This is a genomic window from Halorussus pelagicus, from assembly GCF_004087835.1.
Taxonomy (GTDB): domain Archaea; phylum Halobacteriota; class Halobacteria; order Halobacteriales; family Haladaptataceae; genus Halorussus; species Halorussus pelagicus.
The window spans coordinates 1527152-1550242 of the sequence record NZ_CP035119.1; the positions used below are offsets into that span (position 1 = coordinate 1527152).

Consider the following 23091-nt stretch of genomic DNA (forward strand, 5'->3'; position numbering starts at 1 on the left):
CGGCCCGAGCGGTTCAAACTTCTCACCATTTTCACCGTTCAAAACCGTTGAATCGCACGACTGAAGCGGGGTGAAAACGAATACGAACGAGAGCGCCGATTTATCAACTCCCGCTGAGTTCGGACGAACCGTCATGAGACGATACGTAGCAGTCTGTCTGGTAGTCACGCTCCTCCTCGCCGGATGTGTCGGCGGGCAAGGAGGAACGACAACGTCGCCCGCGCCCGATGGCGAGACGACGCTCGACGGAACGACCACGGGGGAAGACGCCACCGACGACGCCAGCGCGATGAACCTCTACCTGAGCGACGAAGAGAACGCGATGGGCGACTTCGAGCATCTGAACGTCAGCATCTCGAAGGTCGGCGTGAAGCAAGAGGGCGGCAACTGGACGGAACACGACGTGGATAATCGCACCGTTGACCTGACCACGCTTCCGGGCGCGAACGCGACGCGCCTCGGCACCTTCGACGTGGCGAACGGCACCTACGACACCGTCTTCGTCCACGTTGACGAGGTGAACGGAACGCTGACCGACGGCGAGCAGGTCCGAGTCAAACTGCCGAGCCAGAAGCTCCAGATTCACCAGTCGTTCACCGTCGGGGCGAACGAGTCGATAGATTACGTCTTCGACATCTCCGTGTTCAAGGCGGGCAAGAGCGGGAAGTACATCCTCAAGCCCGTCATCAGCGAGTCGGGAGCCGACAAGCCCATCGAATCGGTCGATGGTGAAGACGAGACCGAGGAGCGCAAAGACGAGAAGGGCGACGAGCGCGACGAGGACGAAAACGAGACCGAGGACAACGACGAGTCGGCGCTGAACGCGACGTTCGTCGGGAACGCGACTCGCGGCGAGAACGCCACCGTCTCGGTCACGCAGAACGAAAGCGCCGTGGCCAACGCGTCGGTCTCGGTGAACGGCGAGACTGTCGGCGAGACGGCGGCCGACGGGACGCTGACGTTCGCGGTGCCCGACGCCGACGAACTCGAAGTCGAAGTCGAGACCGAGAACGGGTCGGCCGAACTCGAAGTCGAGTTCGAGACGGAGGGCGCGGAGACCACCGAGGGGAACGACGGCGGGCAGTAACGCCGCGGTGCGGACGCCCGAGCGCGACCCTCGAACCGGACCGACCGATTCTTACCCGCCGACCCCCTACCGGCGGGTAATGGACGCGCCGCTGTGGACCGAACGGTACGCCCCCGAACTCGCCGACCTCCCGCAACCGGAGGTCCGCGACTACCTCCAGAAGGCCGTCGAGGACCCCATCAACCTCGTCATCTACGGCCCGGCGGGAGCTGGCAAGACTGCGGCAGTGCGGGCGCTGGCCCGCGAAGCGCACGACGACCCCGACAACGACCTCGTGGAGATAAACGTCGCGGACTTCTTCGGGATGACGAAAAAGGAGATCGCCAACGACCCGCGCTTCTCGTCGTTCATCGACAACAAGCGCAAGCGCGACTCCTCGAAGGCCGACCTCATCAATCACGTCCTCAAGGAGTCAGCGAGCTATTCGCCCGTCTCGGGGACGTACAAGACCGTCGTGCTGGACAACGCCGAGGCCATCCGCGAGGACTTCCAGCAGGCGCTTCGCCGAGTGATGGAGCGCCACCACGAGGCGACCCAGTTCGTCATCACGACGCGTCAACCGACGAAACTCATCCCGCCAATCAAGTCCCGGTGTTTCCCCGTGGCGATGCGCGCGCCGACCGAGGAGGAAATCGTCACGGTTCTCCGCCGGATTCTCGACGAGGAGGGCGGCGAGTACGAGGATTTCGCACTTCGGTGTCTGGCCAGCGACGCCCAGTTGAACCTCCGGGAGGCAATCCTGAGCGCCCAGACCCTCCACGAGAAGGAGGGCGAAATCACCACCGAGACCATCCCGGTCGTTCGAGAGGTCGGCATCCGGGACCGAATCGACGAGATGCTGACCGACGCCGAAGACGGGGCGTTTCAGGACGCTCGCAAGACCTTAGACGACCTGCTCGTGGACGAGGGCTACAGCGGCGAGGAAGTCCTACAGGAGATACTCTACGCGTTCAACAACACCGACCGATACACGCGGAAAGACCAGCGACGGGCCGAACTGACTCGTCTCGCTGGCGAAATCGACGCCGACCTCGCGGAGGGCGCGAACGACCGCGTCCACATCGGCCACCTGCTCGCGGAACTCGGTGCGAGCGAAGCGTAGCGCCGATTCCGGTTTTGCGCTTCTACCGCTCTACGCTCCGGACGAGCGACCCCTCGACGGGTCTCACTTCCCGGTTTGCTCTCCCGACGTTTCTTCTGCATACCTGGTCAAACTCCCTCCATGCCCACGCTCTCGGACACTCGCGTTCAGAATCGCTACCGCGTCCAGCCGAACGACGCCAACAACTACGAGACGCTTCACGGCGGCGAACTGATGAAGTGGATGGACGAACTCGGCGCGATGGCCGCGATGCGCTTCGCGGGCGAGACCTGCGTCACCGCGGGCGTTGACGACTTCTCGTTCCACCGGCCGGTCCCGGTCGGCGAGATTGCGCTCGTGGAGGCCTACGTCTATTCCGCCGGGCGAACCAGCGTCACGGTCCGAATCCGGGCGTGGCGTGAGGACCCCCGAACCGGGGAGACCGAGCGGACCACCGGAGCGAGTTTCACGTTCGTCGCGCTCGGCGAGGAGGGTGGGCCGGTTTCGGTGCCGGAGCTGACTGTCGAAACGGACGAAGAGCGCGAACTGCGTGACGAGGCGCTCGAAGCGGAGAACTGATTCACTCCCAGCGGCCGAATCGACAGTTCCATGTAGCGACCGAGTCAGCGTCTCCGCCTACCGCAAATCGCCGGTCTCGTCGAGCGCCGAGTCACTTTTCGCGTCAAGCACCGTGATGTGGCGCACGAGCGATCGATGTACTCGCCGCTCGAACTCGTCTTCGACGGTCCATCCCCCTTCGCGGGCCGCCTCGGCCCACGACTGGTCGCCGACGACGACGGCCCGGTCGGCGACCCGGCGGGCCTCGGCGAGTGCGCCCGCCACGAGGTCGTCCAAGTCCAGATTCGCTATCTTCGACTGGCGACCGTAGGGCGCGTCGAAGACCACGGCGTCCACCGAGTCGTCGGGGAGCGGCAGGTGGGTCGCGTCGCCCTGTAAGGTCGCCCAGTCGCCGCTCGCCCGCGGTTCGTCGTCGAGATAGCGGGCCAGATTCTCGGCCGCGCCGCGGGCCATCTTTCGCTGGGCGTCCGCGCCGAGGACCGTCGCGCCGACTAGTCCCGCCTCGATGAGACCGCCGCCGGTGCCACACATCGGGTCCAGCACGGTCGCGCCGGGTCGGGCACCCGCGAGGTTGACCAGCGCGCGGGCCAGCAGGGGGTCCATCCCGCCGGGTTGGAAGAACGGCCGGTCGGTCGGCTTTCGGGTGCCGAAGTCGCGGACGCTCTCGATGTCGAGCCAGCCGAGCACGCAGGTGTCCTCGGAGAACAACGCTCGGAGTTCGTGGTCGGGGTCGTCCAAGTCCACCGCGAAGTCGCGGTCGGTCAGCACCCCGCCGAGCGTGCGCTCGGCGCGCTGGGTGTCGATTCCGGCCGTCTCGCGCACGTCTCGGGCGCGGACCGCCACGGTTCCCTCTCGCTCGATTCCGGCGGTGTCGAGCAGGACGCGCGCGGATTCGACGCTCGCGTCGGTCGTCCCGACCACCTCGCTGGCGCGGTGGGTGTAGGCCAGATTCCGCACGCGGTCGGTGACAGCGGTGGCGGTGGCGACTCCGGGCGCGACGACTTGGACGCCGGTCGCGGCGCTCGCCGCCTCCGCGGCCGCGAATCGGTCGTCCTCTCCGCCGAGTTCGAGCGCGTACACGGTGTGACGGAGTCGGTGGTGGCTCTTGGAGGTTTCGTCTGCGGGTCGGGGTTCGACGGCAGTCGGCGCTCTGGGACGGCTTCCCAAAATAGCGGGGAATCGCCCGAGGGAAAGGGTTTCAATCGGCGTGTAGGTCCCGCCTCGGGACCTCACTGGGGCATAAAAAACCGTTCTCCACTTGTCAGTAGAGAGTACCAACCTTTATAAACCTTAAATACGACATTTAAGTCGTACATGACTGACCCAAAGGAGACCATCAACATTGAAAACGTGGTCGCCTCCACCGGAATCGGGCAGGAACTCGACCTGCAGAGCGTGGCCATGGACCTCGAAGGGGCCGACTACGACCCGGAGCAGTTCCCCGGTCTCGTCTACCGAACGCAGAACCCCAAGTCGGCGGCGCTCATCTTCCGCTCGGGCAAAATCGTCTGTACCGGCGCGAAGAGCACGGCCGACGTACACGAGAGCCTCGAAATCGTCTTCGACAAGCTCCGAGAGCTTCAGATCGACGTGAACGAGGACCCCGAAATCGTCGTCCAGAACATCGTCACATCCGCGGACCTCGGACGAAATCTCAACCTCAACGCCATCGCTATCGGTCTCGGACTGGAGAACATCGAGTACGAACCCGAGCAGTTCCCCGGTCTCGTCTACCGACTCGACGAACCCGAAGTCGTCGCGCTCCTGTTCGGCTCCGGAAAGCTCGTCATCACTGGCGGGAAGAAGCCCGAGGACGCCGAGCAAGCGGTCGATAAAATCGTCTCGCGGCTCGAAGAACTCGGCCTGCTGGAGTAAGTTCGGACGACTCCTTATTTCACACTGGGCCTCAGAAATCAGTAGCGACTGCGACGAGACGCCCTGCGTTCCGAACCGGCAGACACAAGCGACCACCGCCGTAACGTCCGGCTATGGCAGTTCCCGTCGTCGCACTGGTCGGCACGTTCCTGCTCGCGGTGCTGTTCTACTCGGTCACCGCCCACATCGCCGCGCGGTACGTCCTCGGCGACGTGCCGATACTCCGCGCGTTCGCCGTCGGCGTCGTCCCCGCGATAATCTCGTTCGCGTTGCAGGCCTACGGGCCGGGCGTCGTCATCCTCGTCAGCGCCACCGCCGACTTCTTCACGATTCGGGCGGTTTACCGCTTGAAGTACAAGACCGCGATTCTGGTGACGCTGGCCCACTACACCGTGAGCGCGCTCGTCGGCATCACCGTGTTCAATCTGGTTCGGTTGCTCTCGACCGCGCCGGTCTGAACAGAACCGAGTCGTTACTCGACCAGTCGCTCGATTTCGGTGACGAGAATCCCGCTCGCGCCGACCGATTTCAACTCGTTGATAGTCTCGAATACGTCGCGCTCGTTCACGACGGCGTGGACCGCGACCATCCCGTCCTTCTCGCCGCCTGCCTTGCTCTCGACGTTCATCACGGTCGGACCGCCGAGACCCGGAATCACGTCGCGCACCTCCGCGAGACGGTCCTCCGGCGCGTTCATCATCAGATAGCGCTTGCCGTCGGCCGAGAGGACCGACTGGAGCGCCATCACGACCTGTTGGACCTTGTCGTCGTCTCTCACGTCGTCGCGGGCGAACAGGTAGGCCGAACTCGCCAGCACTTCGTCCACGACGGCGAGACTGTTTACCTTCAGCGTCGTTCCGGTGGAGGTGATGTCGATGATGGCGTCGGCCATCTCGACGTGCGGGGTGAGTTCGGTCGCGCCGCTGACCTCCACGATGTCGGTCTCTACGTCTTGGTCCTGGAAATACTGCTCGGCGATATGCGGAAACTCGGTGGCGACGGTCTTGCCCGCAACGTCCGCGACGGACTGGATGTCGCCGCCCTCGGGGGCCGCGAGGACGAGGCGACACCGGCCGAACTCCAAGTCCAGCATCTCCTCGACGTTGCTGGGGTCGGCCTCTCGCACTTGGTCGAGACCCGTGATGCCCACGTCGGCCGCGCCGTCGCTGACGTACTCGGGGATATCGGCGGCCCGAGCGAACAGCAGGGTCACGTCGGGGTCAACCGTGTCGGCGTACAGTTTCCGGTCGGCACCGTCAACCGCGTGGAGTCCGGCGCTTTCGAGCAGTTCCATCGCCGGGTCGTGGAGTCGGCCCTTGTTCGGGACGGCGATTCTCATGTAACCGATGTTGGCGTTCTTGGCGGAACTACTTTTCGTCCTCCCGCAGACCTCGCCGATACTGGCTCGCCTCTCGAACTTGACGCGGGTCGGCTATCGGCGTCGTCTGATGGACGTTGATATAATTCAAAAATACGCCCCACCGAAAAATATATGGCATTCGGTACCAATGTTCTCAATGGTTCATCATGGAACTCAATGTCAACGACTCCGACGAGACGACCGAAGAGATGAATGGCGGCTGTTCGTCCTCAGGACATCCGGGCGGCTACGTCTGCTCGGTGGACTTCCTCGTCCCGTGGCGGTAACGAGCGACTGACCGATTTCCTGCGGGCGGCTTTTCCGGTGGAAAAACCTTTCAGCCTCGGGTTCGACCATCGAGCGAGAGATGCACGCCGACTCGTCAGACCCCGAATTCGCCGTTGTACGCCTCACGGGGAGGCGGTCGCGGTGAGACTCGACGACCTCCGAGAGGCGATGGTGGGCAAGTACGCGCCCGCCGTGCGGCCGTTCGACCAGGAGACGTTCTTCGAGGAGTTCCGCCGCAAGGAGTTCGAGGAGGGTGACGTGGCCGAGACGTTTCACGAAAACTCGCGGCTCACACCGGTCGCCCGCGAGAAACTGAACCGCTCGGCGTCGGCGTTCGGCGACGGCCCGGCCGCAGACGCACACGCCCACATCGCGCCGGACTACGCCGAGCGCGAGCGGATCGACCTTCCGGACCCCGACCTCTCGACCGACCGGGAGTTCGCCGAACTGCTCGCCCAGCGCGAGAGCGTCCGGTCGTTTTCCGGCGCGGCCGTCTCGCAGGCCACGCTCTCGAACCTGCTGTGGGCGGCCAGCGGCGTCACCCGCCGAGACCCCGAGTCCGGCAAGGAGTTCCGGACCCATCCCTCTGCGGGCGCGATGTACCCAATCGAGACTTACGTCGGCGTCCTCGACGGCGAGGACTTAGACCCCGGTCTCTACTACTATCACGCCAGCGCCCACGCGCTCCGGGTCCTCCGGACCGGCGAGTCGGTCGCTGACGACCTCCGGGAGGCGTTCGCGGGCGACGCGATAGATGTGGCGAACGCCGGGGCGGTGTTCGCGCTGACCGGCGCGTTCTGGCGCTCGAAGGCCAAGTACGGACCCCGCGGCTATCGCTACGCGCTTCTGGAGGCGGGCCACGTCGCCCAAAACCTCTATCTGGCCTGCTCGGCTTTCGGACTCGGGTGCGTCGGCGTCGGCGGGTTCTACGACGACGCCCTCAACGACGCGCTCGACGTGGACGGCGTCAACGAAGCGGCGGTGTACGCCCTCGTCGTCGGCGACCCCGAGCGGTAGCGTTCCCCGGCGCCCCTCGAAAATTCTTACGAGAGTTAAGATAAACTAGTCCAGAAAGTATAAGTAACGAACGTCCCACCGTGGGAATGGAGGTCATTACCATGGAACTTACTACCGAAACCGACGAGACGACCGAGGAAATGAACGGCGGCTGCTCCGGAACCGACTACCCCACCTGGGGCTACGACTGCCAGTCCCTGTCCCAGATTCTGCCCGGATTCTGAGTCCGAATCGATTCCGGCTGCTGTCCTTTTAATACCACACGCGAAAGTTTAAATATATAGGAATATACCATTTTCATAGGTGTCAGTTATAATGTCACACGGTACCACTTTCGACGAGACGACAGAGGAGATGAACGCTGGCTGTGGCGGCGGCGGTAGCGGCCCGTACCTTCCCAACTGCTTCGTGCCGTCGCTCGAACCGCTTCGTGCGTTTCTCTGATTCGGCGACTCCGTTTCGACCGACTTCCGTTTTGTCGGGTGAGCGCACGACTCGGCTCCGTCGCGGTGACGCGCAACGCTACTGTCGCTTTTCGAACTCCCGGAGCGGAAGCTACTTTTCGGACGCCCGTCCACCTTCAGAGAACGCCCGCCGACTCCGAACGAAACGCCGACTACGACACTCCGACCAATGAACTCCATCGAACGACTCGAACACGACGTTCCGACCCCCGAGATTCACCCCTCGTTCACGCCCGTCGAGGTTTCGCCCGACGAGGTGCAGTTCCGCGTCGGCCCGTGGAGCGGGCCGGTCTACACCATCGCGGACGACGATGGCGACGGCGAGGTCCGCCGACTCGTGCGCTCGCTCGACGGGACGACCCCGGTCCGCGAAATCGTCGCCGACTTCGAGGGCGAGACCCGCCAGCAGGTCGTCTCGATACTCTCGGCGCTCGCCGAGAAGGGCGTCCTCGCGCCCGGCGAGCAAACAACCGACGGCGAACGCCGCGACGACGCCGCGCGCTACGGCACCGTCCGCGCCTCGCTCTCCGAGGACGATTTCGCCGCGGCCCGCCGGAAAGACGTGGCGGTCGTCGGCGGCGGCACCGCCGCGGACCTCGTGGCCGAGAATCTGGCCGGGATGGACATCGACCCCGCGACCGTCGCGCCCGACGAGCGCGGCGTCCTTTCGGAGGTCGTCGAATCGGCCGACCTGCTGGTCTGTGCGCTCGACCGGCCTCGCCCCGGTCTCCTCGCGGACCTGAACCGCCGGGCGAACGACGCCGGGACGAGGTGGCTTGTCGGCCAGATTCACGGTCTCGACGGTCTCGTCGGCCCGACCGTCGTCCCCGGCGAGACCGCCTGCTACGAGTGTTTCCGCGAGCGCATGCTGGCGAACGTCGAGTTCCGGACGGACGCTTACGGTGAGGAGTACGCCGGGAACGCCACCGCGATGGGAATCCCGGCGCTCGCCCAAATCGTCGCGGGCTATCTTACGCTCGACGCGTTCCACCTGCTCGTCGGGAACGCCGGGTTCACCGCCGGGAGCGTCCTGCACTTCGACTTCTTCGACTTCGGCGTCGAGTCCAACGAGGTCCTCAAGCGCCCGCGCTGTGCGGTCTGTGGCCGGGACCGCGACGCCCCCCAGCGGTTCGTCACCGTCGAGCAACTGGTCGCCGACCGGGAGGCCGACGCCGACCGATGAGACTTAGCGAACCGGACGGCCCGCTTCCGGGACCGATGCAACGACTCGCTGGCGGACGAACCGGTCTCGTGCCCGAAATGTCAGTCAACCGCCAGAGTCGCGGCACCTCGGAGGCCGTCCTGAGCCAACCCCGCGAGTCGGGCATCGACGCGCTGGTGGACGCCGACGCCGATGTCGCGCTACAGGCGGCGGGCAAGGGCCGGACGCGCGCGGAGAGTTTCGCCTCTGCGGTCGGCGAGGTGGTCGAACGCTACTGTCTGTGCTGGCCCGGCGAGACGACCGAGGCGACCCACCGCGAACTCCGCGAGACGGGCCGGGAAGTTGTCGCGCTCGATGCACTCGACCTCTACGAGGACCGCCTCGTCTCGGCGATGGGTGCGGAGGCGATAACCGCCGACTTGGAACTCCCGTGGTGTCGCGGCACGAATCTGCTGACCGGCGAACCGACGTTCGTCCCGGCCCAACTGGTCTATCTCGGTCTCGACGACAGGACGCCCGCGCTCCCCGCGACGACCAACGGTGCGGCCTGCGGAGAGTCGCTGGCGGACGCGCTCGTTCGGTCAGTCTACGAGGTGGTCGAGCGCGACGCCTTCATGCGGACGTGGCTTCGACAGGAGACGCCTGACCGCGTGAACCTCGGCGAGTTCCCCGACATCGCCGCCGAGAAGGTCGAGAGCTTCGACACGGATGTCGCCACCTTCGAACTGCTCGCGCTCGACGGCCGGGTCGAACTCCCGACCGTGGGGTGCGCCGTCGTGGACTCTCGGGAGCGAAACCCGAAGTTCGCGGTCTGTGCGAGCGCCGACCGCGACCCCGCGGCCGCGCTCTCGGACGCGCTCGTGGAGGGCGCGCAGGTCCGGGCCTACGCGAAGGAACTCACCGCGCGCTACCGCGGCCGGGACCTCGACGCCGCGCGACTCGATAGCTTCGACGACGCGCTCTATCACTACTCGCGGGTCGAGCAGTTCGAGGACGTGTCGTTCCTGCTCGACGGCGAGAAACGTTCGCTGGCAGATAAACCGAACGCGTCCGATTCGGCCGAATCGGACGCCTTCGATGCGGTTCTCGACGCCCTCGAAGCGGCCGACGTAACCCCCGTCGCCATCGACGCGACGACCCGCGACGTGGCCGAGACCGGACTCCGGGTGACGAAGGTCGTCGTCCCGGAACTCGTCCCGCTCACGCCGCCCTCGCTGGTGCCGACCGAACATCCCGCGTTCGACGGCGAGTCCGTCACCCGCAAGCCCCACCCGTTCCCCTGAGGGCGACTCATCCCGCGATTGCGCCGACTCGGTCCCGAATCTCGCTGGTCCAGCAGACGAACGCGACGTTGTAGCCGACGTGCGCGACCACCGGCGCGAGGACCGACCCGGTCGCCAGCAGGCAGACCGCGTACACCACGCCGTCGAAGGTCTTGAACGCGACTTCGTGTTTTCCGAACGAGAGGTGGTTCGCGCCGAACGCCAGCGCCGACACCGCGACGAACGCGATGCCAGCCAGTCCCTCGGTGCCGATTGCGACCGCGAGCGCGCCCCGGTAGAGCAGTTCCTCGGCGGCCCCGCCGACCAGCGTCGGCCAGACGAGCGCGAACCGCGTTCCGCTCGGGTCCGGGTCAGCGATGGCCCGCCAGACCGCGTTGTCGAGACCGTAGAGCGCGAGTCCGGCGACGAAGGTTCCGGCGAGAACCGACGAGTCGGGAACCGAAATCTCGGGTTCGACCGCAAGCAGGAACGCGACGGCGAGCGCCGCGACGAAGAGGACGTACTTGTACATCACGTAGCTTCGCGGGTCGCCGAGCGCGTCGCTGAACGTGCCGAACAGGCGGTTCGCCAGCGGGAAGTAGAACGCCTTCAGGACCGGTACGAGGACGGCAACGACCGCCCAGAACGCCGCGGTGTCGAGCATCCTTTGGAGGATGTTCGGCCTTGGATTTAGCTGTGTGGGGTTCGTGCGCAAGCTCGTTCCGGAGGCAACCCAGAGGTGAGTCCGGCCCAGCGGCGGCGCGGAGACGAATCCGGTAGGGAGGCGAACCCGATGGATTGACACGCCGGGCGCGAGAACGCTCGGGCATGACGAAACTCCGAATCGCGGGTGGGCAGGTTCTCCGGCCCGAGGGAACCGTCGAACGCGCCGACGTACTGGTCGATTCCGAGTCCGGCACCATCGCCGCCGTCGGCGACCCCGACGAGATTCCGGCGGGCGACGAGACGCTTTCCGCCGAGGACGGTCTTGTGATGCCGGGACTGGTCAACGCCCACACGCACGTCGCCATGACGCTCCTGCGGGGCCGCGCCGACGACAAGGAACTCGACGCGTGGTTGCAGGAGGACATCTGGCCGGTTGAGGCCGAGTTCACGCCCGAGGACGTGCGCGCCGGGACCGAACTCGGCCTGCTGGAGATGATTCGGTCGGGGACCACGGCGTTCGCAGACATGTACTTCCACGAGGACGAAGTCGTCGAGGCCGTCGAAGACGCCGGACTGCGCGCGCGACTCGGCTACGGCATCGTCACGGTCGGAAAGGACGAGGAGGGCGCGCGCGCCGACTGCGAGGAGAGCCTCGAAGTCGCCCGGAAGTTCGACGGCGCGGCCGACGGCCGCGTGAAGACCGCGTTCATGCCCCACAGTCTGACCACCGTCGGCGAGGAGTACCTCCGCGAGTACGTCGCGCAGGCCCGCGAGGAAGACATTTCGCTCCATTACCACGCCAACGAGACGACCGACGAGGTGGACCCGATAGTCGAGCAGGAGGGCGAGCGACCGCTCGAATACGCCCGCGACCTCGACATGACCGACGCCTCGGACTTCGTAGCCCACGGCGTCCACGTTGACGCCGCCGAAATCGACCTGCTGGCCGAGACAGCCACGAGCGTGATTCACTGCCCGGCCTCGAACATGAAACTCGCCAGCGGGATGGCTCCCGTTCAGAAACTGCTCGACGCGGGCGTCACGGTCGGACTGGGGACCGACGGCGCGGCGTCGAACAACGACTTGGACCTGTTCGACGAGATGCGCGACGCCGCGATGGTCGGCAAGCTCGCCGCGGACGACGCCAGCGCGGTCCCGGCCGAGAGCGTCGTCCGGATGGCGACTGAGGGGAGCGCGTCGGCGCTCGGGTTCGACAGCGGACGAATCGAGGTCGGCGCGAACGCCGACCTCGCCGTCGTGGACCTCGACGCCCCGCACCTGACGCCCCGCCACGACCTCGTGAGTCACCTCGCCTACGCGGCCCGCGGGTCGGACGTGCGCCACACGCTCTGTGACGGCGCGGTGCTGATGCGCGACCGCGAGGTTCTGACGCTGGACGCCGAGGAGGTTCGAGAGCGCGCGGAGCGACGCGCCGCGGCCGCCGTCGAGCGCGCGGAGTAGCGCGGCAATTCGCCGGTCAGACTCTCGGAAACGCGACGTTGAAGATTCCCTCTAAACGATTAGAACCGCTCTTAAACTTTATAGCTCGCTCTCGTTCTTTCTACAGGGGCGATTGAACGACGGAAACAGAGTGGACGGCAGACGGGGTTTAACCTCTCGTTTCCCCTCGGAACGAGTGCATGACCTCGAACTATCGCACTCTCGCAGTCGCCCTCGTCGGAGTTCTGCTCCTGTCGAGCGCCGCGGCCGCGGGCACGGTGAGTAGCGCGGCAGCAAACGAGACCGCCAATTCGCTGTCGGTCACGGTCGAACAGGTCGGAAACGAGGGCGCGACCGTGACGGTGTCCCAAAACGACTCCGCAATCGAGAACGCCAGCGTGACGGTCGGCGTCACCGACGAGAACGCCACGTACGCGGGCGCTGGTAACTACACGACCGACGAGAACGGTACGGTCGGCCTCCCCGAACCGGACGAGAACGTGACCGTCGCGGTCACGGCCGAAGAAGGTAACGCGACCGGGTCGGCGACTGCCGACCTGACCGTCGCGCCCGAGGACGACGAACCGCTCGACGGGTCGCTCTCGGTCGCGGTGGACCAGACCAACGACAGCGCCACGGTGTCGGTGACTCACAACGACTCGGCGGTCGAGAACGCCAGCGTGACGGTCGGCGTCACCGACGAGAACGCCACGTACGCGGGCGCTGGCAACTACACGACCGACGCGAGCGGAACTGCCGCCCTCCCCGCTCCCGAGGAGAACGTGACCGTCGAAGTCACGGCCGAGAAGGGTAACGCGACCGGTTCCGCGACCGCTACGCTCACCGTGAGCGAGGGCGCAGAGGAGAACGGTTCGTTCGGCAACCTCGTCTCCTCGTTCGTCAGCGAGATGCTGAACGCGGGCAACGACGGCGGTCCCATCGGACAGGCCGTCTCGGAGTTCGTGACCGAGAACAACCCCGGTAACGCCGACGAGAAGCGCCCCGACCACGCCGGGAAGTCCGGCGACAAGGGCAAACCTGACGACGCGGGCAAATCCGGCGATAAGGGCAAGTCTGGCGACAAAGGCAAACCCGACCACGCCGGTCCCCACGACGATGACGAAAACAGCACCGACGGCGACGATTCGCAAGGTCCGCCCGAACACGCCGGTAACGACGAGGGCGACTCCGACGAAGGCGATTCCGACGATAGCTCTGAGGACGACGACTCCGACGAGGAGAACTCCGAGAAGGGTAACAACGGTAACGGCAACGGAAATGGCAAGGGTAACGGCAACGGCAAAGGCCGGTAATCGGACTGCTGACGCATCTCTCGCTCCGTCCCCTCCTTATCCATCCTCGCTGACGCTTTTGCGGTCTCCGGTCCCCGCTGACGCGTTCTCGGCGACCGGTCCTCACTGACGATTTTGAAGCGGTCCGTAGCCGCCCGAACGGAGCGTCCAGTTTTCGAAACGCCGCCGAATCAGCCTTCGGTAGCGTTTTGGGCGCGGTGGCCCATTACTCGGGTATGGCAGACTATCCGATGATAAGCGAGCAAATCGAGGACGTAGACTCCGCTCGCACCGACGGCCATCGCAAGATGGACTGGGCGCGCGAACACATGCCGATTCTGACCGCGATGCAGGAAGACTTCGAGGCGAACCAACCCTTCGAAGGCCAGCGAATCGGGATGGCGATGCACGTCGAGGCCAAGACCGCCGTGCTGGTCGAGACCCTCGCCGAAGGCGGCGCGGAAGTCGCTGTCACCGGCTGTAACCCCCTCTCGACGCACGACGACGTGAGCGCCGCGCTCGACGAACACCCCAACATCACCTCCTACGCCAAGCGCGAGGTGGACGACGAGGAGTATTACGCCGCAATCGAGGCGGTCATCGCCCACGAACCGACCATCACCGTGGACGACGGGATGGACCTCGTGGCGGCCATTCACGAGGACTACCCCGAACTCATCGACTCCATCGTCGGCGGGGCCGAGGAGACGACCACGGGCGTCCACCGCCTGCGCGCGATGGACGACGACGGCGCGCTCGACTATCCCGTCTTCGCCGTCAACGACACGCCGATGAAGCGCCTGTTCGACAACGTCCACGGCACGGGCGAGTCCTCCCTGGCGAACATCGCCATGACCACGAACCTCTCGTGGGCGGGCAAGAACGTCGTCGTCGCGGGCTACGGCGACTGCGGCCGCGGCGTCGCCAAGAAGGCCTCGGGCCAGAACGCGAACGTCATCGTGACCGAGGTCGAACCCCGCCGCGCGCTCGAAGCCCACATGGAAGGCTACGACGTGATGCCGATGGCCGAGGCGGCCGAAATCGGCGACGTGTTCCTCACGACCACGGGCAACCGCGACGTGATTACTGCGGACCACTTCGAGAAGATGCAGGATGGCGTCCTGCTGGCGAACGCGGGCCACTTCGACGTGGAGGTCAACTTAGACCAACTCTCGGACCTCGCCGTCGCCGAGCGCGAGGCCCGCGACGGCGTCCGCGAGTACGAGATGGAGGATGGTCGTCGCCTCAACGTCCTCGCGGAAGGCCGACTCGTCAACCTCGCTTCGCCTATCGCGCTGGGCCACCCCGTCGAGGTCATGGACCAGAGCTTCGGCGTGCAGGCGGCCTGCGTCCGCGAACTGGTCGAAAACGGCGAGTCCTACGAGGCGGGCGTCCACGACGTGCCCGACGAACTGGACGAGGAGATTGCGAAAATCAAACTTGACGCCGAGGGCGTCGAGTACGACGACCTGACCGACGAGCAGGCCGAGTACATGGGTAGCTGGCAGCACGGGACGTAGAAACGGCAACTACCACCTCAACAGTATTTTAAACCCGCCGTGACTATATCGACACAGACGGTCGGAGGACGATGATCTCTCCGTGAAGAGGTATGAGACCTCCTGATTCCGTCGGCCCGAAACCCGATTTTCTCGCGGTCTTCGACGCTCGTAGTCACTCCGCCCGCGAGCGATTCCCAACAAGCATTTATCACTTCGCTCCCACCGTTCGCCTCGTGCAACGCCGCCAAGTCCTCCAAACGAGCGCGGCGACGCTCGGCGTGACCGTCGGTCTCGCCGGGTGTCTGTCGGGTTCGAGCGACGACCAGCAGACGCGACGACCGGAGACAGAACTACGAGGCGACGACATCGAGTCCGATGCCGTCGAGACGACCCCAGAGGACCGCGAGGAGACCGAGACGCCCGCCGACCTGACCGCGCCCCCGCGGGAGTCGGCCGTCTTCGCCGCCGTCGAGGCGAACGAGACGCGACTGCGCGTCACCTTCGAGTCGAACCCGGTGGTGGAGTCGCTGGCCGAGAGCGGTGGGACGACCACCGCCGCGAACACGACTCGGGCCACGACGAATCGTACTGCAACGAACGCGACGGTCACGACGACCACCAACGAAACCGCCAGCGCCGACCGGACCGCCGATTCCGCTTCGCTCGGAGTCCTCGGCGACTCGCTCGCCGCGCTCGCCCCCGTCGGTACGGCGGCCGGGAGTCCCGGCAGAGGAGGCGGCGGTCGTGGAGGTAGCAGTGGAAGCGGGAGAGGTGGCGGTCGAAGCGGCGGAAGCGGCAGGAGCGGCGGGAGTGGATGGGGTGGTAGTGGAAGCGGCGGAAGTAGCGGAAGCGGCGGCAGGCGTTCCGGGAGCGGACGCAGTGGCGGGTCCAAATCCGGAAGCGGCGGCGGGAGCGGCGGAAGTCGCAAACCCAGCCCCGGCAAGCGCGGGAGCGGCGACAGTCCCTCTCGCGGTCGGAACGGACGCCACAAGTGGCGCGCCGGGAGCTACGCCGCGTGGCACGACCGACACGGTCACCGAGTGCGGGACCGTGACGCCCGTGTGGTCGGATGCGGTGTGGGCTACCTCGGCGACCCGAACGCGACCGATGAAGATCTCCCCGGTGCAGGACCCGTCGAGTGGACCCACCCCTGCGACGGCGACCACGATGAGCTGGCCGTCGAGCCGTCCGACCCCGGCTGGTACCGCGTCGGCGCGCGACTTCGTGGTGCGGACGGCGACCGGGAGTTCGGTTGGGAAGCCGTGGACGTGAAACTCCTCGATGGCGAGGACGGCTGGCGCGTCGATAGCCAGTGGAAGGTCTCGCCGCGGCTCCGAGAGAAATAGACTTTCGGTGTCATTTTTTCGCTGACCGCGAAAACAATGAGTATGAAGAATACGGAGGTGCCCGAACTATCAGTTCGGGCAGTTCTCGCCGCGGCAATCGGCGGGACGGTACTCGCTGGTAGTGTCGCCGTCGCACTCGTACTGACGGTCACCGCGGGCATGATTCTCTCCGCTTACGTCTCGGACGGGTTGGCTCTCGCGGGGATATCGGTTCCCGACACGGCGTGGTACGTGCTGTGGTCAGCGTGCGGCGTCGTCGCGCTCGCGTGGGTCGGTCGCACGGTCGCACGGTCGATTCGGGACGAGCGCGTGCAACTGGTCGAATCGACGATTCCCGTCTCGGAAGCGCCGTCCGACGAGCGTTCCGCACTCGCGCCGACGCTGGAACGGCTCGCCGCGCAGGCCGACGTTCCCGCTCCCGAGATTCGCGTTCGGCAGACGGAGACGCCGCTGGCGTACACGACCTCCAGACCGGACGACCCGCTTTTCAGGACCGGTACGGTCGAGAAACCGGTTGTCGTCGTCTCTCGCGGTCTCGTCTCCATGCTGTCACGGTCGGAGCTGTCGGCGGTTCTGGCACACGAACTCGCCCACGTCGCCAACGACGACCTCCGACTCACCACGCTCCTGTTGGTGCCATTGTTCTCCGCCGAGACGCTTCAACAGGAGGAGGGAACCGCCTCGAACCTCTTCGAGGTCGCTGGCCACCTCCTCGGGGCCGGAGCGTCGATTGGCGTCGGCGTGTTCTCGCGGGCACGCGAATTCGCGGCGGACCGCGGCGCGGTAGCGATAACCGGCGACCCCGCGTCTCTCGCAAGCGCCCTCCGGAAAATCGACGAGTCGCTCGCGTCGCAACCGACCGTAGACCGCCGCGAACGGAGCCAATCGACGAACGCGATTAGCGTCCATTCGGTCCTCGACTCGCGGCACGACTGCTTTGGTCTCCGCTCGACGCACCCGCCGGTGGAGTCCAGACTCCGCCGACTCTCGGAACGGTCCGAGGAGTTCTGATTCCTCTCGCGGAAAGGACCTTTCTTCGTGGCGGACGAAGACGGGGTATGTCTCTCGACCACGACGCCACCCCGAGCGAGACGGTGAAACCGTATCTCGAAGCCCTCCGCGACCTCTGTGACCACTACGACGTGGACGCCCGGTCCCGGTACGTCACTCTGCCCGACCCCGCCGGAAAGGTCCACTACCTGACCGCGGGCGAGGGACCGCCCCTCCTCCTGCTCCACGGTCTCGGCACGACCGCCTCCTCGTGGATTCCGATGTTCGACGCGCTGACCGACCACTTCACCGTCTACGCGCCCGACCGTCCGGGTCGGGGTCTCTCGACCGCGGTGGACTACCGCGAGACCGGGTTCCGGGAGTTTGGCGTCGAATACATCGCCGACTTTCTGGACGCGGTGGGAGTCGAATCGGCCGCCGTGATGGGCAACTCGCTGGGTGGGTTCCAGTCGCTCGCGCTGACGGTGGACCGTCCCGAGCGCGTGGATCGACTCTGTGCCATCGGCGCGCCCGCCGGACTCTCGCGGGACGTTCCCGCCTTCTTCCGGCTGTTCGACCTGCCGGGAGTCGGTCGCTGGCTGTTCGACTACTTCGAGACCGAGACTGTCGGCGAGGCCCGCGCGGACTTCCGGCGCATCAACGTCGAGGACGACGGGACGATTCCGGACGCCTACTTTCGGCCGGGCGTCGTCGCCGAGCGCCTGCCCGGCCAGCGCGAGAGCCTTCTGTCGATGATGGAGACGCTGGGCACGTTTCGCGGGATGAACCCGCAGTTCGACCTGCGCCCGGACGTTCGAGCGGTCGAGATACCGACCCGGTTCGTCTGGGGCACCGAGGACTACTTCTGGCCGCCGTCGGTCGGGCGACCGGTGGCGAGCGCGATGGCGAACGCCGACTTCGTGACCCTGAACGGCCGCGGGCACATGCCGTGGATGGAACCCGACGACGGCGCAACCGAGGCGGCGGTCGAGTTTCTGACTGGCGAGGTCGGTCCCGAGTAGTCCGGTTCCGAATCGCTACTCGCCGCCACGAACGACATGGGCGTACTTCAGCAGAGCGACGAAGACCGACCCGCCGATGGCGTTGCCGACCGTGGCGAGCGAGAGGAATCCGGCGTACTGCGCCAGCGAGATGCGTGGCGAGACGAGCGTTCCCGCCAGCACCTCGACGTTCCCCGCGATGCAGTGGGGCAGGTGGGCCAGCCCGATGCTGGTCGTGACCACCCAGACGACCGCGATGCGCGCGATGCTCTCTCTGGCGGCCGTCAGCAACCACGAGAGCAGGCCCATCAGCCACCCGGCCGCGACGCCGCCCGCCAGCAGAATCCACGGGCCGTGTTCGGTGAGGTGCAACGCGATTTCGGTGAACGCCGAGGGGTCGGCGATGCCGTACGCTGGCGCGAAGTAGACCATCCCGACGGCGAACAGGACCCCGCCGAGGACGTTCCCGGCGTAGACGAGCGCCCAGAGTCTGGCCAGTTCCCCGACGCTCGCCCGGCCGTCGAGGACCGGAAGCATCGCGCGGGCGGTGTGTTCGGTGAACAGTTCCGACCGGCCGCCGATGACGAAGATGAACCCGACAGCGTAGGCGTTGGCGACGACGATTCGGGTCAGGGGGTCACCCCACGACCCGCCGACGACGGTGAGCAGAACCGCCATGAGAAGAGGACCGAACCCGATGTCGAGTCCGGCCGAGACGCCCGAGAGGAACAGGCCGTCCGACGGACGGTCCAGTTCCTCCAACCCCTCCTGAATCTCTTGGGCCAGAATCTCCTGCTTTGGCTTTTGACCCTCTCCCGGCGCTTCAGTCCGGATTCGCCGGTCGAGGTCTTCCTTCGACACGATGGGTAATGTGAACGTTTCCGATAAAAAGCGGTCCGGCCGTCTCCGGGGTCTCCGGGAGCGGACGACTCCACTTTCACCGCGCTTGCGAGGAACTTAACACGCCCAAGGAGACAGTACCAGACATGGCCGACACGACGGGACTCGGGTGGTGGCGCGATGTCTAACGCGAAGGGCGACAGGCGCGAGCGCGAACTCGTCAACCGACTCGACGAGGCCGGATTCGCGGTCATGCGCGCGCCCGCCAGCGGAAGCGCCACCGAGCGTGAACTCCCGGACGTACTCGCGGGCGATGGCGTCGCCTTCTACGCCATCGAGGCGAAGTCGAGTTCGGGCGACCCCATCTATCTCACCGGCGAGGAGGTCGAGGCGCTGGTCTACTTCTCGCAGAACTTCGGCGCGAAACCCAAAATCGGGGTGCGGTTCGACCGCGAGGACTGGTATTTCTTCCATCCCGCGGACGTGTACCAGACCGACGGCGGCAACTACCGCGTGAAAAAGGAGACCGCGCTCGAAGAGGGCGACCCCCTCGACTCGCTCCGAGCGACCGACGACGACGAGGACGACGGCCACGACATCCGGGACGTACTTGGTGCGGTCGAGCAGGGCGTCCTCTCGCCGGACGAGGCGGCGTCGATGTTGGAGTAGTCCGCGCGTTGATGTTGGCGTCTCGGTTATTCTCCGCGCGTCTCGGTTCGTATGAAAAAGTATATCAACAACTGTGACTATTTTGCCTATGTCGGTGGCGTAGCGAGCTGCGTGTGAGTGTCGTCCGTGGGCCACGTCACCGACCGTCGCGTTGCAACAGACCACACGTTCCGACCGGCAGAGCATCCACGCGGTGCGACCGGCGGCGGTCCGGAGGCGGGGCACGCCACCGGAGGGCCGGACCGCCGCATCTTCGTTTCCCATCGCTCTTCCTTTCCAATCGCTCGTCGTCACACCGTCGCCTTGAAGTCCGCGAGCGCCGACTGGTCCTCGCGTTCGGCCGGTCGGGCGTCCTCGCGCCTGCGAGCGAGTCGCCCGCGCGGGAACGAGTACCGCCGGAGGTGACGGGGTTGCAACTCGTCGGCGTCGAGACCCGCCGGAGTCGGGTACATCGCTTCGACCACCACGTCGTCGGCGCGATAGTTCTGGTTGGTCGAGTACGCCGCGACGGTGCAGTCGTGGCCCGTGATTTCGACTTCGTCGGCCCGGCGGGGCGTCGTCCGAACCACGACCAGCAGGTCGCCCGTCTCGCGGTCCACGACGGTTTCGCCGGGGTCGAGACCGCACTCCTCGCAAAGGTGCGGTCCCGCATCGGTCTCGTCGGCGAAGCGTTTCTCGCCGCAGTTGTGACACGCGACGGCCTGCTTGCCGGGCGGCGCGACGCGTCCCGCGGTGACTTCCATTGCGACTCGCCGGATGTGCTTGCACCTGACGCCCCGGAAGTTGTGGTCCGGGCAGGTACAGCGCCCGCCGGGCAGGTCTACCGAGTACGTGTGACCGCTCTGGCTCTCGACTTCGTAGACGCCGCCGCCGCCGAGCGACGTGACTGCCATACGCTCCATGCGGGCGCGCTGTGACCGGCGGTCGGTCACGCCCTCGACGGGGGGCAGCGATGTGCGCGTTCGTTCGGAAGCTGTTGTGTTTGCCATAGGCTTCCCTCGTAGTGCGGGGCCGACCCACGGTCTACAAAATCGTCGTCTCCACCCCTCGTCGTCCCGTCGTCGGTCGGTTCCGCGTACGAATAGATAGGGTCCGAACACTCCTAAGTCTTGCACTTACTAGAAAAACTATACGTACGAGTTAGAACGGTAATGCCTCAATAAGGCCTAAATTCAGCGGAATCTATGGAGAATGAATTGCTGTCGGCGAGCGCCCGACTCGACCGACCACGTTTCAGCGAGCCGACGGCTCGCGCACCGGCAATCGTACCGCGAGCGAGGAGCGCCAGCGACGAGCGAGCGGACCAAGGAATCCCTCGACGGAGGAGCGAAGCGGCGGAGCCGCTTCGTCTCCGACGGAGGGGGTGACGCCGTGTTTTTTCCCCACGTTTTTGCCAGCGAGGGAGCCCCGAGCCATAGGCTCGGGCGACCGAGTGCAGCAAAAAGTGGTTATCGAAGCCCTTTTGCCGATACCCTCGGAAATCACCGCTATGGTAGATCAGGAGACGCGCCGCGAGATTCTCGTCGGTGCGGGGTCCGTTGGTCTCTTCATCGCCCTGCTCGTCGGCGTGGGCATGCAGTACGGCACCAACGGCCTCACACAGACGGGAGCGTTGGCGGTCGTGGGCGTCATCGTCGTGTTCGTGCTGGTGATGAGTGGTGTCGGCATCTGGATGTCGCGGCAGTACTGATTTCGAATCGATTCTCGCGGTCGCTCGGTTTTGCGTTCGTGGTCGGAGTTCGGTTTTGTCGAGGTCGTCTCTGAGAGGTAGAGCAAGTGGCTCAGAGGGGAGCAGATTCTGCGGAGAGAAACGGTAAGTGAGACAGTGAGAAGCTAGCTTCAGGCTTGAGCAAATCATACCGCACCCGCACCGCAACCGCGAGGGCCACGTCCTCCCCAACCGCCTGCGGTCCTCACTTCGTTGCGGTCCTCAGCCCTCGCGCGGTTGGCGCGGCGCGCAGTCGCGCGCCGCGCCAGCACGCGCCGAGAAGCTTGTAAACCTGCGCGAAACTGGGGAAATTCAGTCTCCGGCGCTCTCAGCGGCGTCGAGTGCGTCCTCGTAGTAGGAAAGCGGGTGCGAAACCGTCTCACATCGGCCGTCGGTCGTCGGGTCCTCCTCGTCGGCGACCGGACACTCGTCGTAGGCCGCCATCGTCTCGCAGGAGGGCGGCGCGTACTGGGCACCCGACTCGTCGCCGACCCGGTTCGCTCGGTAGCGCAGTGCCGTCGCGCGGGTGTCGCTGTCCACGCCACAGAGCGCCAGCAGCTCGTCGGTGTCGGCGTTCGCGCTCGTCAGGAACGCGACCAGCGCGAACTCGGCGTGGTCGTCCAAGTTCTCGCCGTCCTGCGCTCGCTCGACCAGCGAGGCGACGCAGGGCGGGAAGCAGTCTGGCGCGAGTACGTCGATGTCCTGCGAAACGTCGATTTCGGAGAACGTCTCCTGCAACTCGGCCACCTCGTCGGTCAGGCCCGCGCGAATCTCGTCGGGCACGTCGGTCGGCAGGCCCGCGGCGACGCGCTGGCGGACCGCCTCCCGGAGGAGTTCGCGGAGTTCGGTCTCGGAGACCTTCACCGTCCCGTCGGCCAACTGGCGCGTGGCGAGGGTCCACCGCTCGCCGTCGAGGTTTGAGGAGAGCGCGAGATACCGACCGACGGCGATGCGGTAGCCGTCGCCCGAGACCGTCTCGCGGACCGCTCCGGAGAGGTCGAACTCCGCGAGGAGCGCGCGGAGCGAGACGGCGGTGTCGGCGGTGGACTTCAGGCCGTCGTCGGGGTTCTCGAAGTCGTCGGTGAATCGCTCGTAGGCGGTGTCCGCCTCGGCGCTGGCGTACTTCTCGACCGCGCCAGGCGCGTCCACGAGCGACACCAGCACGCGAGCGACCGGATACGAGAGCAGTTCCGCGCGCGTGGCCCAGCGCCGCTCGTCGTCCGGGTCCGACCGAACCGTGCCATCGACGAGCGCCCGGCGCACCCGCTCGACGCCGCGTTCGACCGCGGGGTGGCGCTCGTCGCCCGCCACGACGGCCACGAGACCGATGTCGGCCTCGCGGACGCTCTCGCGGGCCGCGGCGAGAAACGGGTACCGGGCGTGAAGCGGGTCCATACTCGCCTCATTTCGGCCGACCCCGATAAACGCGACGAAGACCGACCGGTCGGTGGGACGAACCGCA

Annotated in this window: 24 protein-coding genes; 18 read left to right on the forward strand and 6 right to left on the reverse strand. The window is 66.0% G+C overall.

Annotated features, from left to right (window positions below; translation table 11 throughout):
- Positions 1 to 133 precede the first annotated feature (133 nt).
- From EP007_RS07725 to EP007_RS07735, 3 genes are all read left to right on the forward strand, one after another.
- Positions 134 to 1087 (forward strand): DUF4382 domain-containing protein, encoded by a 954-nt coding sequence (locus tag EP007_RS07725; protein ID WP_128477106.1) that lies wholly within the window; start codon positions 134 to 136, stop codon positions 1085 to 1087.
- A gap of 79 nt (positions 1088 to 1166) precedes the next feature.
- A complete protein-coding gene (locus EP007_RS07730; protein ID WP_128477107.1) occupies positions 1167 to 2189 on the forward strand; it encodes an AAA family ATPase in 1023 nt (340 codons plus the stop codon).
- Positions 2190 to 2309: 120 nt separating this feature from the next.
- Positions 2310 to 2747: an acyl-CoA thioesterase gene (locus EP007_RS07735; protein ID WP_128477108.1), complete on the forward strand. Its 438-nt coding sequence runs from the start codon at positions 2310 to 2312 to the stop codon at positions 2745 to 2747.
- 57 nt (positions 2748 to 2804) lie between these two features.
- Here the strand turns inward: EP007_RS07735 and EP007_RS07740 are convergent, their stop codons facing one another.
- Positions 2805 to 3827, reverse strand: coding sequence for a methyltransferase domain-containing protein (locus tag EP007_RS07740; RefSeq protein ID WP_128477109.1), 1023 nt, complete (start codon positions 3825 to 3827; stop codon positions 2805 to 2807).
- A 234-nt stretch (positions 3828 to 4061) separates the two neighbouring features.
- Between EP007_RS07740 and EP007_RS07745 the strand changes: the two genes are divergently transcribed.
- Positions 4062 to 4622 (forward strand): TATA-box-binding protein, encoded by a 561-nt coding sequence (locus EP007_RS07745; protein WP_115797963.1) that lies wholly within the window; start codon positions 4062 to 4064, stop codon positions 4620 to 4622.
- Positions 4623 to 4735: 113 nt separating this feature from the next.
- Entirely contained in the window at positions 4736 to 5080 is a 345-nt protein-coding gene (locus EP007_RS07750; protein WP_128477110.1) for a DUF7473 family protein, read from the forward strand.
- Positions 5081 to 5094: 14 nt separating this feature from the next.
- On the opposite strand, the gene hisG is transcribed toward EP007_RS07750, so the two are convergent.
- Positions 5095 to 5961 (reverse strand): ATP phosphoribosyltransferase, encoded by an 867-nt coding sequence (gene hisG, locus EP007_RS07755; RefSeq protein ID WP_128477111.1) that lies wholly within the window; start codon positions 5959 to 5961, stop codon positions 5095 to 5097.
- 450 nt (positions 5962 to 6411) lie between these two features.
- Here hisG and EP007_RS07760 point away from each other — a divergent pair, with 450 nt between their 5' ends.
- From EP007_RS07760 to EP007_RS07770, 5 genes are all read left to right on the forward strand, one after another.
- On the forward strand, positions 6412 to 7287 hold the full coding sequence (locus EP007_RS07760) for a SagB/ThcOx family dehydrogenase (RefSeq protein ID WP_166035479.1): 876 nt from the start codon (positions 6412 to 6414) through the stop codon (positions 7285 to 7287).
- Positions 7288 to 7388: 101 nt separating this feature from the next.
- Positions 7389 to 7511 carry a hypothetical protein gene (locus tag EP007_RS18160; protein ID WP_281062918.1) on the forward strand — a complete coding sequence of 41 codons (123 nt, stop codon included), beginning with the start codon at positions 7389 to 7391 and terminating at the stop codon, positions 7509 to 7511.
- A 91-nt stretch (positions 7512 to 7602) separates the two neighbouring features.
- Positions 7603 to 7731 (forward strand): hypothetical protein, encoded by a 129-nt coding sequence (locus tag EP007_RS18165; protein WP_281062919.1) that lies wholly within the window; start codon positions 7603 to 7605, stop codon positions 7729 to 7731.
- 189 nt (positions 7732 to 7920) lie between these two features.
- Positions 7921 to 8934 (forward strand): TOMM precursor leader peptide-binding protein, encoded by a 1014-nt coding sequence (locus tag EP007_RS07765; RefSeq protein WP_128477113.1) that lies wholly within the window; start codon positions 7921 to 7923, stop codon positions 8932 to 8934.
- Positions 8931 to 10196: a YcaO-like family protein gene (locus tag EP007_RS07770; protein WP_128477114.1), complete on the forward strand. Its 1266-nt coding sequence runs from the start codon at positions 8931 to 8933 to the stop codon at positions 10194 to 10196. The genes EP007_RS07765 and EP007_RS07770 overlap by 4 nt, the downstream gene beginning before the upstream one ends.
- Before the next feature lie 7 nt (positions 10197 to 10203).
- On the opposite strand, the gene EP007_RS07775 is transcribed toward EP007_RS07770, so the two are convergent.
- Entirely contained in the window at positions 10204 to 10839 is a 636-nt protein-coding gene (locus EP007_RS07775; protein WP_128477115.1) for a CPBP family intramembrane glutamic endopeptidase, read from the reverse strand.
- A gap of 164 nt (positions 10840 to 11003) precedes the next feature.
- Between EP007_RS07775 and EP007_RS07780 the strand changes: the two genes are divergently transcribed.
- From EP007_RS07780 to EP007_RS07805, 6 genes are all read left to right on the forward strand, one after another.
- Complete coding sequence (locus tag EP007_RS07780) at positions 11004 to 12302, forward strand: amidohydrolase (protein WP_128477116.1); 1299 nt, start codon at positions 11004 to 11006, stop codon at positions 12300 to 12302.
- Between the two features lie 179 nt (positions 12303 to 12481).
- Complete coding sequence (locus tag EP007_RS07785; RefSeq protein WP_128477117.1) at positions 12482 to 13594, forward strand: hypothetical protein; 1113 nt, start codon at positions 12482 to 12484, stop codon at positions 13592 to 13594.
- 215 nt (positions 13595 to 13809) lie between these two features.
- Positions 13810 to 15093, forward strand: a complete 1284-nt coding sequence (locus EP007_RS07790; RefSeq protein ID WP_128477118.1) for an adenosylhomocysteinase — start codon at positions 13810 to 13812, stop codon at positions 15091 to 15093.
- Between the two features lie 215 nt (positions 15094 to 15308).
- Positions 15309 to 16421: a hypothetical protein gene (locus EP007_RS17770; protein WP_128477119.1), complete on the forward strand. Its 1113-nt coding sequence runs from the start codon at positions 15309 to 15311 to the stop codon at positions 16419 to 16421.
- A 42-nt stretch (positions 16422 to 16463) separates the two neighbouring features.
- Positions 16464 to 17432: a M48 family metallopeptidase gene (locus EP007_RS07800; protein ID WP_166035481.1), complete on the forward strand. Its 969-nt coding sequence runs from the start codon at positions 16464 to 16466 to the stop codon at positions 17430 to 17432.
- A 47-nt stretch (positions 17433 to 17479) separates the two neighbouring features.
- The gene (locus EP007_RS07805) at positions 17480 to 18433 is read left to right on the forward strand and encodes an alpha/beta fold hydrolase (protein ID WP_128477121.1); all 954 of its coding nucleotides are present in this window, start codon (positions 17480 to 17482) and stop codon (positions 18431 to 18433) included.
- A 15-nt stretch (positions 18434 to 18448) separates the two neighbouring features.
- On the opposite strand, the gene EP007_RS07810 is transcribed toward EP007_RS07805, so the two are convergent.
- Positions 18449 to 19273: a formate/nitrite transporter family protein gene (locus tag EP007_RS07810; RefSeq protein WP_243700347.1), complete on the reverse strand. Its 825-nt coding sequence runs from the start codon at positions 19271 to 19273 to the stop codon at positions 18449 to 18451.
- 159 nt (positions 19274 to 19432) lie between these two features.
- Here EP007_RS07810 and hjc point away from each other — a divergent pair, with 159 nt between their 5' ends.
- Positions 19433 to 19921, forward strand: coding sequence for a Holliday junction resolvase Hjc (gene hjc, locus EP007_RS07815; RefSeq protein ID WP_128477122.1), 489 nt, complete (start codon positions 19433 to 19435; stop codon positions 19919 to 19921).
- Positions 19922 to 20211: 290 nt separating this feature from the next.
- On the opposite strand, the gene EP007_RS07820 is transcribed toward hjc, so the two are convergent.
- On the reverse strand, positions 20212 to 20910 hold the full coding sequence (locus EP007_RS07820) for an SWIM zinc finger family protein (protein ID WP_128477123.1): 699 nt from the start codon (positions 20908 to 20910) through the stop codon (positions 20212 to 20214).
- A gap of 500 nt (positions 20911 to 21410) precedes the next feature.
- Here EP007_RS07820 and EP007_RS07825 point away from each other — a divergent pair, with 500 nt between their 5' ends.
- Positions 21411 to 21611 carry a DUF7472 family protein gene (locus EP007_RS07825; protein ID WP_128477124.1) on the forward strand — a complete coding sequence of 67 codons (201 nt, stop codon included), beginning with the start codon at positions 21411 to 21413 and terminating at the stop codon, positions 21609 to 21611.
- Between the two features lie 330 nt (positions 21612 to 21941).
- Here EP007_RS07825 and EP007_RS07830 read toward each other — a convergent pair whose 3' ends face one another.
- Positions 21942 to 23024: a DNA primase large subunit PriL gene (locus EP007_RS07830; RefSeq protein ID WP_128477125.1), complete on the reverse strand. Its 1083-nt coding sequence runs from the start codon at positions 23022 to 23024 to the stop codon at positions 21942 to 21944.
- Between the last annotated feature and the right edge of the window lie 67 nt (positions 23025 to 23091).

Bases quoted from the DNA above. Each gene is read 5' to 3' on its own strand.
- EP007_RS07725 (WP_128477106.1), top strand. From the start codon at position 134: ATGAGACGATACGTAGCAGTCTGTCTGGTAGTCACGCTCCTCCTCGCC.
- EP007_RS07730 (WP_128477107.1), top strand. From the start codon at position 1,167: ATGGACGCGCCGCTGTGGACCGAACGGTACGCCCCCGAACTCGCCGAC.
- EP007_RS07735 (WP_128477108.1), top strand. From the start codon at position 2,310: ATGCCCACGCTCTCGGACACTCGCGTTCAGAATCGCTACCGCGTCCAG.
- EP007_RS07745 (WP_115797963.1), top strand. From the start codon at position 4,062: ATGACTGACCCAAAGGAGACCATCAACATTGAAAACGTGGTCGCCTCC.
- EP007_RS07750 (WP_128477110.1), top strand. From the start codon at position 4,736: ATGGCAGTTCCCGTCGTCGCACTGGTCGGCACGTTCCTGCTCGCGGTG.
- hisG (WP_128477111.1), bottom strand. From the start codon at position 5,961: ATGAGAATCGCCGTCCCGAACAAGGGCCGACTCCACGACCCGGCGATG.
- EP007_RS18160 (WP_281062918.1), top strand. From the start codon at position 7,389: ATGGAACTTACTACCGAAACCGACGAGACGACCGAGGAAATGAACGGC.
- EP007_RS18165 (WP_281062919.1), top strand. From the start codon at position 7,603: ATGTCACACGGTACCACTTTCGACGAGACGACAGAGGAGATGAACGCT.
- EP007_RS07765 (WP_128477113.1), top strand. From the start codon at position 7,921: ATGAACTCCATCGAACGACTCGAACACGACGTTCCGACCCCCGAGATT.
- EP007_RS07770 (WP_128477114.1), top strand. From the start codon at position 8,931: ATGAGACTTAGCGAACCGGACGGCCCGCTTCCGGGACCGATGCAACGA.
- EP007_RS07775 (WP_128477115.1), bottom strand. From the start codon at position 10,839: ATGCTCGACACCGCGGCGTTCTGGGCGGTCGTTGCCGTCCTCGTACCG.
- EP007_RS07780 (WP_128477116.1), top strand. From the start codon at position 11,004: ATGACGAAACTCCGAATCGCGGGTGGGCAGGTTCTCCGGCCCGAGGGA.
- EP007_RS07785 (WP_128477117.1), top strand. From the start codon at position 12,482: ATGACCTCGAACTATCGCACTCTCGCAGTCGCCCTCGTCGGAGTTCTG.
- EP007_RS07790 (WP_128477118.1), top strand. From the start codon at position 13,810: ATGGCAGACTATCCGATGATAAGCGAGCAAATCGAGGACGTAGACTCC.
- EP007_RS07800 (WP_166035481.1), top strand. From the start codon at position 16,464: ATGAAGAATACGGAGGTGCCCGAACTATCAGTTCGGGCAGTTCTCGCC.
- EP007_RS07805 (WP_128477121.1), top strand. From the start codon at position 17,480: ATGTCTCTCGACCACGACGCCACCCCGAGCGAGACGGTGAAACCGTAT.
- hjc (WP_128477122.1), top strand. From the start codon at position 19,433: ATGTCTAACGCGAAGGGCGACAGGCGCGAGCGCGAACTCGTCAACCGA.
- EP007_RS07820 (WP_128477123.1), bottom strand. From the start codon at position 20,910: ATGGCAAACACAACAGCTTCCGAACGAACGCGCACATCGCTGCCCCCC.
- EP007_RS07825 (WP_128477124.1), top strand. From the start codon at position 21,411: ATGGTAGATCAGGAGACGCGCCGCGAGATTCTCGTCGGTGCGGGGTCC.
- EP007_RS07830 (WP_128477125.1), bottom strand. From the start codon at position 23,024: ATGGACCCGCTTCACGCCCGGTACCCGTTTCTCGCCGCGGCCCGCGAG.